The sequence below is a fragment of the Agrobacterium sp. fls2-241-TYG-188a genome (assembly GCF_030209845.1).
Genome location: NZ_JARVRD010000001.1, coordinates 804,056 through 817,519 on the forward strand (window position 1 = coordinate 804,056; position 13,464 = coordinate 817,519).

Genomic DNA, 13,464 nt, shown 5'->3' on the forward strand with positions numbered 1-13,464 from the left:
CTCAAATTATCCGCTGTTGCGCTTTCTAAAGCGACGGAGCCGCACGTCAATACCATGGCAAGGCCCTGTTATGCATGAGACATCGACGATTTCCTTGACCGAAAGGGAGGCCTGTCTGTTTCGGTCACTCATCGCAATTATCGTGTCGCTCTATCGCCTTTGCCACCACCAGATACCGTCGAAAGGATAATCGCCAAATCGCTGAGGAGCCCTTGTTCTTCGATATATGTCGCATCGGCCTCGGCTAACTGCGCGGGGGTGGACATATCGATCTGCCTGATTTGGGCAAGCCCCGTTACACCCGGCCTGACGGCAAAGACATTCCGCTGCCGACGCGCCGCGATGACGTCCGCTTGATTAGGCAAACATGGTCTTGGGCCGACGAGACTCATATCCCCCCTCAACACATTGATGAGCTGGGGTATTTCGTCCAGCTTACTGGACCTCAATTTCTTACCCAGCGGGGTAATCCACGACTGCTGCGCATCATGCGAGCCGACGTGTGGTGTTCCAACCGCCATGGTGCGGAATTTTATGCAGGTAAACACGCGCTCGTTGCGACCTACGCGCTCTTGCAGGAAAAACGCCCCGCCTGAGGAATCCCGGCGAATGAGAATGATCAGGACAATGAACACCGGCGAAAACAGGATGAGTCCGGCTGCGGAGGCCACGATATCAAACAGCCGTTTGGTGAAGTTCTTCATGCGATCGGGCACCTGTTCGCCTTGGGTTGGAGCAATGTCTGTCTGGATCGAGAAGCAATCTAGACCGAGCGGCGTAGCCCATCGTCAGTCGATAATGGGGGAGTCCAGCCTAATATTCGTTTGGTTTCAGAACAGTCTGCCTCCAGGCTATACACGAGCCGGCCGACGACATCGCGTTTTCCTGTCACTGCTCCCGCCGCTCGCAGGAATGAAGGTGGCACCGGAAACAACATCGCGCGGCGTCCGCTTGCCGCAGCGATCTTGCGGATTAAATCCGCTGTTGAAAGTGCGGCACCGTCTGAGGCCATCAGGACGTGTCCGGCAGCTGAGGGTTTCAGCGCGGCAGTGACGATAAGATCGGCCAGATTGTCGACATGGATGACGGATCTTCGATTGTCTAGTGCGCCAAACGGAAGTGGGGCGCCGCTTTTGACAAGTTTGACCAGAGCATTGAAGCTTCCCCGCGCACCCTTGCCATAGACCAAGGGAGGGCGAATGATGACAATCTCCATGCCGGTAGCCCGACCGATCTCCCTGATACGATTTTCCGCTTCCAGTTTGGACCTGCCGTAATCCGTTTCCGGCGCTGGCAGGCTTTGCGCGGTAAAGGGTTTGCCCGTCTGCGAGCGTTCACCGTTCACCTTGATGGTGCTGACGAACACAAAACGCTTCACGCCCGCTGCCGCTGATTGTTCAGCGAGGCGTGCCGTGCCATCGACATTCACAACCCTCATCGTCTCACCTTCGGCGGTGGTGCCATCGATGACGTTCTGATTGTGGGCGGCCAGATGAAGGACGGTGTCTGCTCCCGCAAGAGCGCTGCGCCAGTCTGTCGAACCGTCTATATTGCCGACAGCAATATGGTCACCGCCAGGCTTCCGGCTGGTCGCAGCAAATGGCAAATTCCGCTCGCGAAGCATCTGCACCAGAGATCTACCAACAAAGCCCGTGGCGCCGGTCACAAGAAACATCTTCGCCTCCTGAGTTTCGGCTTATGTGGGTGTCTTGGAAACGTCACAGTTTCTTTGCCCATCCTGCACAAACACGTGGTCTACGATCTTGTCAAACGGTGTGTAGTCTTCCACAAGCTCGGAAAGAAGCAGCTTTACCGCTGCCGCATCACCGCCAGCAACCGTGGTGACAAGAGTGTCCAGCTTGGGCTTCAGCTCCGGCCATGCGAGCAGTTTTTCCTGCGCCCGCATGACTTTAAGGTGCTCAGTCGGTTCGGGATTATTGCCAATGAGCATCTCCTCGTAAAGTTTCTCACCCGGGCGCAGGCCTGTCATGACGATACGGATATCGCCATCGGGGTGGCGCTCATCCTGAACGGTGTGGCCGGAAAGCTCGACCATGCGACGCGCCAGATCCATGATCTTGATAGGTTCGCCCATGTCCAACACGAACACATCTCCGCCCGTGCCCATTGCGCCCGCCTGAACGACAAGCTGCGTGGCCTCGGAAATGGTCATGAAGAAACGGGTTATATCCTGATGGGTCAGCGTGATGGGGCCGCCTTCATGGATTTGCCTTCGAAACAAAGGAACGACGGAACCGGATGAGCCGAGAACATTGCCAAATCGCACCATCGATAAAACCGTCTGCGAACCATCAGCAGCCAGGGCCTGCAGACACATTTCCGCCAGCCGTTTGGTCGCGCCCATCACATTCGTAGGCCGGACGGCCTTGTCAGTGCTGACAAGTATGAAATTCGATGCCCCCGCATCAATGGCCGCCTTTGCAACGGTCAAAGTCCCAAAGACGTTTGTCTTGACCCCCTCTACCGGATTCTGCTCCACCAGAGGAACGTGCTTATATGCGGCAGCATGATAGATTGTCGCGGGCTTCCATGTCTGCATGATCTTCGAGATACGGGTCTCGTCGCACACATCGGCGAGCAGAGGAATAATTTGCGGGCAGCTATCACCGTGTTTCAGAAGCTCGGCTTCCAGGGAGTAGAGGCCGAACTCGCTTTGATCGAGCAGGATCAGCATCGAAGGCTCGGATTTTATGAGCCCTCGACACAACTCACTGCCGATTGAGCCAGCCGCGCCTGTGACAAGCACCACCTTGCCCCTGACGTTTCTATCAAGCAACTCCTGGTTTGGCAGTACCGGCTCACGCCCCAGAAGATCCTCAACATCCAGCTCCTGCATATCCGCGGTCTGGCCTTTTCCAATCGCAAGTTCGCTGACATTGGGCACAGTGCGAACCGCGACACGCGCGCCGCGCAGTTCTTCTATGATGTCATTGCGTCGCTTCCGGTCTACTTTTGGAAGAGCAAGCAGAACAGTGCTGATGTCTAGCGCGCCACAAATATCGACAATTTGCTCTGGCTTAAAAACCTTGACCCCACCGATGAGGCTGCCCTGAAGGTTCTTGTCATCATCAAGGTAGCCACAGAGACGAAAGTCCAGGCTTTGATTGAGGATGCTTGCAAACTGCCTGCCTTCAAATCCAGCTCCGTAGATCAGAACGTTACGCCGACTGGATTGCTTCAGAATGCGGTTGTATGCCTCAGACAAGAAATATCGCGCCGTAAACCGTGACAAGGCTATTGCAATCAACAACAATAATGGCTGCAAGATGCCGACCGTACGCGGTATCCCGGGAAAGCTCACCGCAGTGAATATGGCCATAAAGGCTAGACCATAAATCGCCACGGCCTTGATAACGGCGATGAAAGCAGCCCACCCCATAAACCTGAATATGGCCCGGTATAGGCCCACAGTGATGAAAATGGGGAGTGCGATGGCAAGCGAAACTGGAATGGTCAGCAGCTGGATTCCAGAAAGCGCAACCCAGTCATTCAGGCGAAAGCAAAATGCCAGCCAGATCGTCAGCACGCAAAAAGAGGCATCAACGACGAGTGCCAAGGCGCGCTTCGTTGATCGCGGCAAATTAAGTATTTGCTGTATGTATTTATCTTCGATCACGCGTATGTCTGCCTTTTGCGGTCCATACTTGCCTCAGCGACCGTAGCTCCGGATTGAGGAGTACTTTCAACGTCAGGGCGCGCCATTTTCATACTTATTGTACACGCAAAGCAGACAGCGCTAAAAAGCAGAACGTAAGATTCGCCCAGCGCTAACCGGTTATTTGAGTTGCTTAAAATCGTGAAGGCAAAATAGATGGCACAAACAAAGTAACACAAGAAAGCGCTTTTGCTGAGAAGCCCCTGTTTTGATGCACGAAAGACGCGATAGATGCTTGCTACAAATATCAGCCCATAAATGGCTAAGCCAACAAAACCATGCCGAACGAGAACCTCGAGGTAGCCATTATGCATGAGTGTATAAGGGATGCCTGCGTAGTGCGTCGTGTGCCAGATAGCCAGCCAATGATTACCGCTTCCAAAAATGGGCGATGCCGCAATGATTTCGGATGCATTCGACCACAGTTGAAGACGTTCATCGACACTGAATGGCGTTTCAGGAGATGCAATGGCGTCGCCCAAAAAGCTGGACACGGAGCGACCGCCCACAAAGTCATCATACAGCGTAACAACTGTTTTCGCTGTAGGGCCAACCACCGCCAGAATATTCTGGTGGGCAAGAAAAACGCCTGAACCCAGAAGCAAAACACCGGCCACCAGTGATACCAAAACCTCTTTTCTGCGTAGAAAAAGAAATGCGCTGGACACGATCAGGAGAAAGGTGGGTATGAGCGCCAGCCAGACCCCTTTGGATTTAGACCCCCAAATATTAAAAAGCGCGATTGCGATGACGAGCATAGCAATTGAAGTCACGGCGGTTCGCACAGCACGAGTGCTACCCATCTCATAATTGTGTGACGCCCAGTAAAAGGCGCCAATGACGAGAAAGCCGCAGCCAACGGCACCGTGGATCGGGTTTTGATGGAACAGAGGGAAAATACGCTCGCCGGTGAGCGCTCGAGCAAAGTCGGTAGATATCAAAAGAAGCAAAAGCGCGATACAGAAGAAACAGGCGATCACAACTCGCAGAATGCTCCTGCTGCCATATAGCGCCCTACCCAGAAGAGGAAAGAGCAAAGGAAAGGCATACAGCCACTCCGAAGCGCCTTTTTCACCTGTCATGATCAACTGATAGAGAAAACGGAAAAGCGCAATACTACCGCAGGCAACACATAAAACGGCAAGCCAATCATGAAGGTTTGCGTTATCTTCCTTCGGAAGAAAAAACACGAATATAATAATGACTGAAAGCGCAGCATATCTGTAGGCGTCGCTTTCAACCAACGTGACCGACATCATGACGAGCCAGCAAATACCCATCAAGGCATTGAGGACGAAAAGCCTGGAAAAGGATGGACCGCTCACAACGCGTACCAAATGCGGCGCAAATATTCGATCGCCCTGATAACATGGGTCGACATCTTACGAAGCCCTCTGATCTTGACCGCGCGATACTGGCTGCGGTCAGCGATTTGACTGTTACTCGAATGTTTCGAGAGATTTACAATATTGTTGGCTACCGTATAGACCTCTACTCCCGTCTTCCAGCCACGCTCAAGCGCAATGTCGTAAGGATAGCGCATCGTCTGTATTTGATCGAGCAACTTGATAGCACCGCTGCGCGTAACCAAATAACAAGCGGCGGATCCTTGTGGCCCGTGAAGACAGCGACCGACCCGATCGCCGTAGGCCGTGACGATGGACTCTCTGAAACCTTTAGCACGGTGGTTCAGAAGTTTTACGAGTTCAGCAGATGGTAGGTGATCGCGGATCGCAGCCACACGAGGGAGAAAATTCTCCGTCAGATCGACATCGTCTTCGACAATGATAGCGGCGGAGTGAGGACTTGCGACAAACATCTCTAAAACAGAGAGGTGAGCCTTATAACACCCATATTCGCCGGGCAGTATTTTCCGCCCATTTCTAAGTTCAAATTTCTTTTCGTCAACGTTTATCCAATCGCCGCTGCGTATTGCACATCCATCAACACCGGGAACACGTTCAATGCTGACGCCGATACTATTTGCTTGAGAAAGTATAGTATTCCAACGATCTGGAGACCTCTCGAGATTAATAACGTATATGACGAACGTCTCCACAAGCTCCCCACTTCGTCGTACATCTGTTCTCAAACACGCGCTCACAGACGTTCACTTAAAATCGGCTGATTGGACAGAAACGTATTATAAACCGTATGCGTCCACCCAAATTACTAGCAGCAAACAATTGATTCAACTAGAGATATTAAGCACGTTTTCAACAAGAAATGAATATTCCGCGAGAGTTGAAGTTAAACGGAGGGCCCTCAATTGGTTGCGGCATCTGATAACCCGGGGTGGTCTCCTCTCGGCTCCGGGAGCAAAACTGCAGACCAAGGCTAGGCCGGCTGTTGTTGGCCAAACGCCATTCTTTAGCGATCGTGACGGTGTTTTCGTTGGCAACGCCGGCGGCTTCGACCTCATGATAAATCAGTCGATCCGGTCGCCCTTCATGTCAAAGACATGCAGCTTTTCCGGCGGCAGACCGACGGTGATGGATTTGCCCGGCTGCAAGAGCGCCCTGTCTGACGAAAACAGCTTGAAGGGCATCCCGTGGACGGCGAGATGCAGGATGATGCCAAGGCCCGTCGGCTCGACAAGGTCCACCTTGGCCTCAATGCCTTGTGCGTCCGGAGCCACAATCACGTGCTCGGGTCGAATGCCAAGCGTTATCGCCTCGCCATCTTTAACAGCAATGCGCCGCTGAAGCGGCAATATGCTGCCATCCGGCAGAGCCATCTGGCTTGCCTCAGCCCCTTGAACGCAGCGTCCTTCAAGGAAATTCATTCCGGGTGAACCGATAAAGCCTGCAACGAACAGGTTGGCCGGACGATCATAAAGATCGAGCGGCGCGCCGATCTGCTGCACATATCCGTCATTCATGGCAACGATGCGGGATGCGAGCGTCATGGCTTCGATCTGATCGTGGGTTACATAGACGGAGGTGGCACGCAAATCTGCCTGCATACGCTTGATTTCTGCCCGCATCTGCTCGCGCAGGCGCGCATCCAGATTCGAGAGCGGCTCGTCGAAAAGGAATGCTTTTGGCTGGCGCACGATTGCGCGACCCATGGCGACGCGCTGGCGCTGTCCGCCGGAAAGCGCCTTTGGACGCCGTGCCAGATAGGGGTCAAGCCCAAGCTTGCCGGAGGCGGCGGCAACCGCTGAGGCAATCACCTCCTTGGGGCTTTTGCGCAGACGTAGGCTGTAGCTCATATTGTCTGCCACGCTCATATGAGGGTAAAGCGCGTAGGACTGGAAGACCATGGCGATATCCCGGTCCTTCGGCTTGAGGTCGTTGACCAGTTGCCCATCAATTGTGAGGGTGCCTGATGTGATCTCTTCGAGACCGGCGATCATGCGCAGAAGCGTCGACTTTCCGCAGCCGGATGGCCCAACGAGGACGACGAATTCGCCATCGGCAATGGTAAGATCGACACCGTGCAGGACGGGATGATCCCCATAGGATTTAGCGACGCGATTAAGCTCGATGGAAGCCATGGATTATCCTTTCACCGCACCGGCCGTCAGGCCCTGCACGAGGTATCGTTGAATGAGCAGGAAGAAGAGGCATGCGGGGATCAATGCCAGCACGCCGGCCGCCATCATCTGTCCAAAGTCGACCGAGAATTTCGAGACGAAGGTCAGCAGACCAACCGGGAATGTGGCGCTTTCGTTTCCCGAGATCAGCATCAGGGCAAAGAGCAGCTCGCTCCAAGCTGCGGTGAAGACGAAGCCAAGCGTTGCGGCGATGCCCGGCAGCGTTAGCGGCAGAATGATCTGCCGGAACGCCTTGAACCGGCTGGCGCCATCAATCATCGCAGCTTCCTCAAGGTCTTTCGGAATGCCATCAAAGAAGGATTGCATGAGGAACGTCGCAAAGGGCACGTTGAAGGCCGTGTAGACGATGACAAGGCCCGTGAGGCTGTTCGTCAGGCCCAGCGGCGAAAGCATTTTGAAAATGGGCGCCACCAGCATGACGAGCGGAAACATCTGTGTGACCAGCATCAGTCCGATGACCCAGTATTTGCCGCGAAAACGGAAACGCGACAGCGCATAACCGGCCAGCGAAGACAGGATGGTGACCGCAAAAGCCGTAGAGCCCGCAACGATGACGCTGTTCTTGAAGAAGGTTGGAAACGCGCTGTTTTCGATGACGTAGCGATAGTGATCAAGCGTTGCATGCGATGGCCACATCCGCACGCCTTCGCTGTAAAGAAGATCGTTGGGCGTGACCGACACCTTGAGGAGCCAGAACAGCGGGAAGAGCGCAAAGATGACGTAGAGAAGAAGTGCGAAACGATGCGCAATTGTCAGGAAAATCCTGCTGGTCATAGGTCAATCCTTCTCAATAAGGCGCTGGCGCATGATGACGATGACCATGGAATAGGCGAGCAGAAGGACCAAGAGAGCCAGCGCGATGGCGGATGCGTAGCCGAAATCGAGCCGCTTGAAGGCCTGCGTGAAGATGTAGCTTGCAACGATCTGCGTGCGGTCGGCAGGCCCGCCATTGGTCATGACGATGATGAGATCGGCGAAATTCGCGATCCAGACAGTCCGCAGCAAAACCGTGATTGCGATGGTTGGCGCAAGAAACGGCAGCGTGATGGATGTGAAGCGCTGGAGCGGCGTTGCGCCATCAATCGATGCGGCCTCGTAGAGATCACGCGGAATGGCCTGAAGGGCGGCCAGCAGCGTGATGGCAAAAAACGGAATGCCCCACCAGACATTGGCGATGATCGGACCCCACATGGCCAGATGCGGATCCGCGAGAATGTTGTTGGGCGCAGAGAGCAGCCCCAGCGACGTCATCCAATGCGGCAGCGGACCGATGACCGGATTGAACAGCCATGCCCAGTTGAGCCCGGCCAGAAACGTCGGCACGGCCCATGGCAGGAAGACGAGCGCCTGCACCACGCCACGGCCCGCAAAAGGTTTGTCGAGAAGCAGGGCGAGAATAAGTCCGAAAAAGAATTGCAGAAAGACCGAAGCGCCGGTCCACCAGAGCGTGTTCTTCAGCGCGCGATAGAAGGCAACATCCTGCGAAAGCTCTCTGAAATGGTCGAGGCCGATGAACCCGCCGGAGAAAGGGTTGAGCAGTTGAACGTCGCGGAATGCGTAGGACAAGCCCAGAACCAGCGGCACCATCATGACCGTGATGATAAGGACCAGGACTGGCGCACTGTAAAGCCATGGCTCGGCGGCTCTTGCCAGACGCTGCAAAGCGGGCTTGCGGGCGGCCACGGGCCCGGCGGTTTGGGTATAGGACATCGAATGCTCCCCAGCGAAAGACGGCGAACGAGTGCGCCATGCGCTGATCTCGTTTGTTTCTGAACCGAAGCGGTGATCAGGCAGCGCGGATGGTCACGCGCTGCCTGTCTCGTTTATTTCGATTGCAGGAACTTCTGCTGAGCCTTGGTCATGTAGTCAGCCCACTGCTTGGCAAGTTCTTCCGGGGTGATGTCACCCAGAAGAGCTTCCTGCGATGACTTGATGACGAGCGAGTCCTTGAAGAATGCAAATTCCTCGAGATAGGTCGGCATGGTCGTCGGCACGGCATTCTTGTCTGCCAGTTCCTCGAACCAGCCCTTGAACTGCTCGCTGGCATAGAACGGATCTTTTTCTGCCGAGGTGTGAACGGGAAGCGCACCGGTTTTCTTGTTCCACTCGATGTTGCCTTCCGGCCCTTCCAGCGTCTCGATCAACTTCCAGGACAAGTCCTTGCTCTTGGAGGACGCCATCATCGACCAGCCCGCAAAGCCGATTGTGGGGAAGGTCTTGCCATCGGGACCCTTCGGCATCGTCATCACGCCGAAATCTTCCGCCTTCATGCGCTGGGCAATGGCAATCAGCGCATCCGGGTCCTGATCGAGGAAAGCGCATGTGCCGGAGTAGAAACCGGCCACGATCTCATTGAAGCCCCAGTTGACGCTGTCCTTCGGTGCGTAGCCGTTCTTGTAGAGATCGATGACATAGGTCAGGCCCTTTATCCAGCCGGGGCTGTCAAAGGTCGACTGTCCGTCCTTGGTGAAGAACTCGTTGGAGCCGGCCATGGACGCGCCGAACATGACCCAGCCATTCAGACCGCCCGGACCGCCGCGCAGGCAATATCCGTATTTTCCGGGGATGGCGGCAACCTTCTTGGAGGCATCGGCGAAGTCTTCCAGCGTCTTCGGCGGTTCCTTCACACCTGCCTGCTCAAGCAGCTTCTTGTTGTAGAACATGGCGCGCAGGTAAAAACCGTAGGGCAGCATGTAGGCCGTGTCCTTGACGTCACGGCCAAGCTCCAGCGTGCGGGCGCTCAAACCGGCGGTGTGTTCCCACTTTGCCAGATAGGGCTCGAGGCTTTCAAGCATGCCGTTATTGGCATAGAGCGACAGCCATGTATCAGGCATTTCAATGACATCGGGAACATCGCCTGCCGAAACCATGGTGGCAAATTTCTGGAATGCTTCGCTCCATGGAAGGGAGACGATTTCGACCTTCGTGCCGGGATTGGCGGCTTCGAATTTGGAGACGAGGCCCTTCAGGGTCTCGGTGCGTTCAGGGCTCGTGATGACTTCCACGAGCTTCAGAGTCGTGTCCGCCAGTGCCGTTCCGGCCATCAGGGCGGTGAAAAGTGTTGCTGCTACCAGTTTTTTCATTGCGTTCTCCCATTTTTTTGTCGTCGTTGGTCAATGCGTCAGGCGGCGGCAGATGCCTCCATGATCGCAGTATCAAGATCGTTCCAGAGCGCTTCTGTACCCTCAAGACCGACATGCAGGCGCACGGAGCGCGGGCTGATACCGAACGTATGCGCCGAATTCGGCTGCGCCTTCTGTTCGAGCACCACTTCGCCAGGGACGATCAGGCTTTCATGTCCTCCCCAGGAAACACCAAGTTTGAAAAGTTGAAGACGGTCGGCAAAGGCCCTGACATCAACGCCCTCGCGGAAAATGAATGAAAACAGGCCCGATGTGCCATTCAGGCCCGGCGGCAGGCGGTTCGCCAGACCCGGATGGCAAACCGTCTCGACGACATCGAGCGCCTGCAGACGTGAGGCGATTGCCAGCGCCGATTCCTGATGCGCCCGCATGCGAATGGGCAGCGTGCGCAATCCGCGGATCAAAAGCCAGGCATCAAACGGAGACATCTTGCCGCCCAGATAGGGATAGGCTTCGGCACGGATGGTATCGATCATCGCTTTCGAGCCCGCAACGATGCCGGACACCACATCGCTGTGGCCGCCGAGATATTTTGAGGCCGAATGCACGACCAGATCGACGCCAAGCGACAGCGGCTTTTGAAAGATCGGGCTCGCCCAGGAATTATCGATAACCGAAACCGCTCCGTGACGGCGCGCAATCGCAGCAAGCGCGCCGACATCATGCGCTTCCATGACCCAGCTCGTGGGGCTTTCCATGTAAAAAAGCTTTGCGCCCGGCATCGCCTTTTCGACGGCAGCCTCATCACGACCATCGACATAGGTCACGCCGATATTCATGCGCTTCATCAAGGTGCCGAAAAGACGGAAGGCATCCGGATAGACATGGCGCACGGCAACGATACGGTCTCCCGGTGAAACGAAAGACAGAACGGTGGACGAAATCGCCGCCATGCCACTGGCAAAGCCAAGCGCATCCTCCGCACCCTCAAGCTTGGCCAGCATTTCCTCAAACATCCGAACCGTCGGGTTCAGTCCACGCGTATAGACGGGGCGATTTCTCTCTCCACGATAAGTGGCGACCATTTCGTCATAGCTTGAGAAGGTGAAAAGCGAGGTCTGGACGATGGGCGGCACCACAGCCTCAAAGGCATGCGTTTCATCATGGGCAACGATGAGAGATGCGGGATCGTAGAGATCATTGCCTTGGCTCATTTGGACATGTCCTTGATATCTTCCTCGACGATGGCGAGGATTTTCAGCGTTTCTTCGCGTGCAGAGACCGCGTCCGAAGCGACAATGGCGTTGAACAGCGTGCGGTGGAATGGAAAGGAGCGCGCCGCGAAATCCGGCCTGTCGAACGGTTTCAACCAGAACCGCTCGAAGCCCTCACGCATCTGCTCCAGAAGCTGCTTGAACAGCGAATTGTGGGTGGCGTCATAAATGGAAAGGTGAAACGCGAGATCGGCCTTGCCGGACGTACCCTCGGCAAGATGGACACATTCCATTTCCTCAAGCCGCAGGCGCATGGTCTCGATATCCTCTTCCGTTCTGCGGCGCGCAGCGGCCATGGATGCCTCGACCTCTATTCCGCGTCGAACCTCCAGCGTCATCAGCAAAGCATCGCGCAGGCTTTCCGCCTCAATGGAAATCGGCATGTGAACGGTTGCGCTGGAAATCGGCTTGAGAAGGTAGTTGCCGCTACCCTTGCGGCTATCGATAACGCCAAGCGCCTGAAACTTGCGGATGACCTCTCGGATGGTGGAGCGCCCGACACCCAGCGCTGTCATAAGTTCACGCTCTGCAGGCAGGCGACTTCCGGCCTTCAGCCCGGCCCTGTTGACGAATTCCGCGAGCGCAGCCTCGACCTGGCGCACTCTGTCGACCGCAGGCAGCGGCGTCATCAGGTGACTGTCTATTGGCTTGTCCATCCAAAAACCCCGACCGTGCAGACGATAAATTGGTCTGACATCTTACCGATTAACACATATTAGGATTTTATCAAGACGGTCTCGTATTTTGGCCACCAGCCATTGTCCGAGGGAGCACACACATGCGGCTTCACACTGAAGGACCAATAGCCAGACATACTGCTAGCGCTGATTTGCGAAGATCAGCATTGAAAATGAGATGATCTGCATATAAATCATGTCCATGCTTGACCATTCACCCGAGAAGTTACCGTCTCCAGATTTGCCCATGGACGCCCTGAGCGAGGTCCTGCGGGACTTTCGCTTGAGCGGTGTCAACTATGGACGTTGCGAGTTGCGGCATCCGTGGAGCATTGCCTTTCCCGAACAACCGTTGTTGCGCTTTCACTTCGTCAGCCAGGGCCCATGCTGGATTCATACGGAAGCGCAGGGTTGGCAGGCGCTGAGTGATGGCGATCTGGTCCTCTTGCCACAGGGTGTTGCTCACCGCCTGGCAAGCGCACCGGATGTAGAGGGCGATTGCCGTAAATCATGCCAGGTAACGAAGCTTGAAAGCAGCGTCTGCGAAGTCGTCCGAGAGGGAACGGGTGCCACCGCAACCCTGTTCTGCGGATCCATGGCCTTGGGCGAGCACGCGCTTCATCCTCTGATTTCTTTGATGCCACCCATCATCCGGGGCTGTGATGTGGCCGGTAACGACCCGCTTATAGGACCCTTGCTGGCTGCCATGTCTGTCGAGGCCTCACAGCCACAGATGGGAAGCGCGACGGTTCTTTCGCGCATGGCCGACCTGCTGGCTGCCCGGCTTATTCGCTGCTGGGTCAATTGCAGTGGGGCATCAACCACCGGCTGGCTGGCTGCAATACGCGATCCTCATATCGGACGCGTGCTGGCCGCCATCCACCGCCAGCCTGGCCACCATTGGACGCTGGAAAACCTTGCCATTGTAGCAGGCCAATCACGCTCCATCTTTGCCGAGCGGTTTAGTTCTGTACTCGGCGAGGGCCCGGCCCGTTACCTCGCCCGTCTGCGTATGGAGCTTGCAAGAGAACTCCTGTCTCGAAAAGGGGTATCCGTAGCTGAAGTCGCCACACGCTTCGGATACGAATCGGAAGCGTCATTTGCGCGGGCGTTCAAACGTGTAACAAACATCTCTCCGGGCACTGTGCGCCGCACAAATTCCGGACGAACGGATATGAATTTAGGATTTTAAGGC

At 55.4% G+C, this 13,464-nt stretch carries 12 protein-coding genes; 1 reads left to right on the plus strand and 11 read right to left on the minus strand.

Translation table 11 applies throughout. The features are described 5' to 3' along the window. Positions 1-137: 137 nt before the first annotated feature. From QRN85_RS03450 to QRN85_RS03500, 11 genes are all read right to left on the minus strand, one after another. Positions 138-704, minus strand: coding sequence for a sugar transferase (locus QRN85_RS03450; RefSeq protein WP_284757226.1), 567 nt, complete (start codon positions 702-704; stop codon positions 138-140). A 59-nt stretch (positions 705-763) separates the two neighbouring features. Next, the gene (locus QRN85_RS03455; RefSeq protein WP_284757225.1) at positions 764-1,675 is read right to left on the minus strand and encodes an NAD-dependent epimerase/dehydratase family protein; all 912 of its coding nucleotides are present in this window, start codon (positions 1,673-1,675) and stop codon (positions 764-766) included. 21 nt (positions 1,676-1,696) lie between these two features. After that, entirely contained in the window at positions 1,697-3,643 is a 1,947-nt protein-coding gene (locus QRN85_RS03460; RefSeq protein WP_284757254.1) for a polysaccharide biosynthesis protein, read from the minus strand. Next, the gene (locus QRN85_RS03465; RefSeq protein WP_284757224.1) at positions 3,634-5,001 is read right to left on the minus strand and encodes an O-antigen ligase family protein; all 1,368 of its coding nucleotides are present in this window, start codon (positions 4,999-5,001) and stop codon (positions 3,634-3,636) included. The genes QRN85_RS03460 and QRN85_RS03465 overlap by 10 nt, the downstream gene beginning before the upstream one ends. After that, positions 4,998-5,735 (minus strand): glycosyltransferase family 25 protein, encoded by a 738-nt coding sequence (locus QRN85_RS03470; protein WP_284757223.1) that lies wholly within the window; start codon positions 5,733-5,735, stop codon positions 4,998-5,000. The genes QRN85_RS03465 and QRN85_RS03470 overlap by 4 nt, the downstream gene beginning before the upstream one ends. Before the next feature lie 369 nt (positions 5,736-6,104). Then, complete coding sequence (locus QRN85_RS03475) at positions 6,105-7,175, minus strand: ABC transporter ATP-binding protein (protein ID WP_284757222.1); 1,071 nt, start codon at positions 7,173-7,175, stop codon at positions 6,105-6,107. Between the two features lie 3 nt (positions 7,176-7,178). After that, positions 7,179-8,009, minus strand: coding sequence for a carbohydrate ABC transporter permease (locus tag QRN85_RS03480; RefSeq protein ID WP_062587777.1), 831 nt, complete (start codon positions 8,007-8,009; stop codon positions 7,179-7,181). Between the two features lie 3 nt (positions 8,010-8,012). Beyond that, a complete protein-coding gene (locus QRN85_RS03485) occupies positions 8,013-8,945 on the minus strand; it encodes a carbohydrate ABC transporter permease (protein ID WP_284757221.1) in 933 nt (310 codons plus the stop codon). A 113-nt stretch (positions 8,946-9,058) separates the two neighbouring features. Further along, positions 9,059-10,318 (minus strand): ABC transporter substrate-binding protein, encoded by a 1,260-nt coding sequence (locus QRN85_RS03490; RefSeq protein ID WP_113098104.1) that lies wholly within the window; start codon positions 10,316-10,318, stop codon positions 9,059-9,061. A gap of 38 nt (positions 10,319-10,356) precedes the next feature. After that, positions 10,357-11,532 carry a PLP-dependent transferase gene (locus tag QRN85_RS03495; protein WP_284757220.1) on the minus strand — a complete coding sequence of 392 codons (1,176 nt, stop codon included), beginning with the start codon at positions 11,530-11,532 and terminating at the stop codon, positions 10,357-10,359. Beyond that, the gene (locus tag QRN85_RS03500) at positions 11,529-12,221 is read right to left on the minus strand and encodes a FadR/GntR family transcriptional regulator (protein WP_062587787.1); all 693 of its coding nucleotides are present in this window, start codon (positions 12,219-12,221) and stop codon (positions 11,529-11,531) included. The genes QRN85_RS03495 and QRN85_RS03500 overlap by 4 nt, the downstream gene beginning before the upstream one ends. Before the next feature lie 250 nt (positions 12,222-12,471). On the opposite strand from QRN85_RS03500, the gene QRN85_RS03505 reads away from it, so the two are divergent. Next, complete coding sequence (locus QRN85_RS03505; protein ID WP_502870757.1) at positions 12,472-13,461, plus strand: AraC family transcriptional regulator; 990 nt, start codon at positions 12,472-12,474, stop codon at positions 13,459-13,461. The last annotated feature ends 3 nt before the right edge of the window (positions 13,462-13,464 follow it).

Bases quoted from the DNA above. Each gene is read 5' to 3' on its own strand.
- QRN85_RS03450 (WP_284757226.1), bottom strand. From the start codon at position 704: ATGAAGAACTTCACCAAACGGCTGTTTGATATCGTGGCCTCCGCAGCC.
- QRN85_RS03455 (WP_284757225.1), bottom strand. From the start codon at position 1,675: ATGTTTCTTGTGACCGGCGCCACGGGCTTTGTTGGTAGATCTCTGGTG.
- QRN85_RS03475 (WP_284757222.1), bottom strand. From the start codon at position 7,175: ATGGCTTCCATCGAGCTTAATCGCGTCGCTAAATCCTATGGGGATCAT.
- QRN85_RS03480 (WP_062587777.1), bottom strand. From the start codon at position 8,009: ATGACCAGCAGGATTTTCCTGACAATTGCGCATCGTTTCGCACTTCTT.
- QRN85_RS03485 (WP_284757221.1), bottom strand. From the start codon at position 8,945: ATGTCCTATACCCAAACCGCCGGGCCCGTGGCCGCCCGCAAGCCCGCT.
- QRN85_RS03490 (WP_113098104.1), bottom strand. From the start codon at position 10,318: ATGAAAAAACTGGTAGCAGCAACACTTTTCACCGCCCTGATGGCCGGA.
- QRN85_RS03495 (WP_284757220.1), bottom strand. From the start codon at position 11,532: ATGAGCCAAGGCAATGATCTCTACGATCCCGCATCTCTCATCGTTGCC.
- QRN85_RS03500 (WP_062587787.1), bottom strand. From the start codon at position 12,221: ATGACGCCGCTGCCTGCGGTCGACAGAGTGCGCCAGGTCGAGGCTGCG.
- QRN85_RS03505 (WP_502870757.1), top strand. From the start codon at position 12,472: ATGCTTGACCATTCACCCGAGAAGTTACCGTCTCCAGATTTGCCCATG.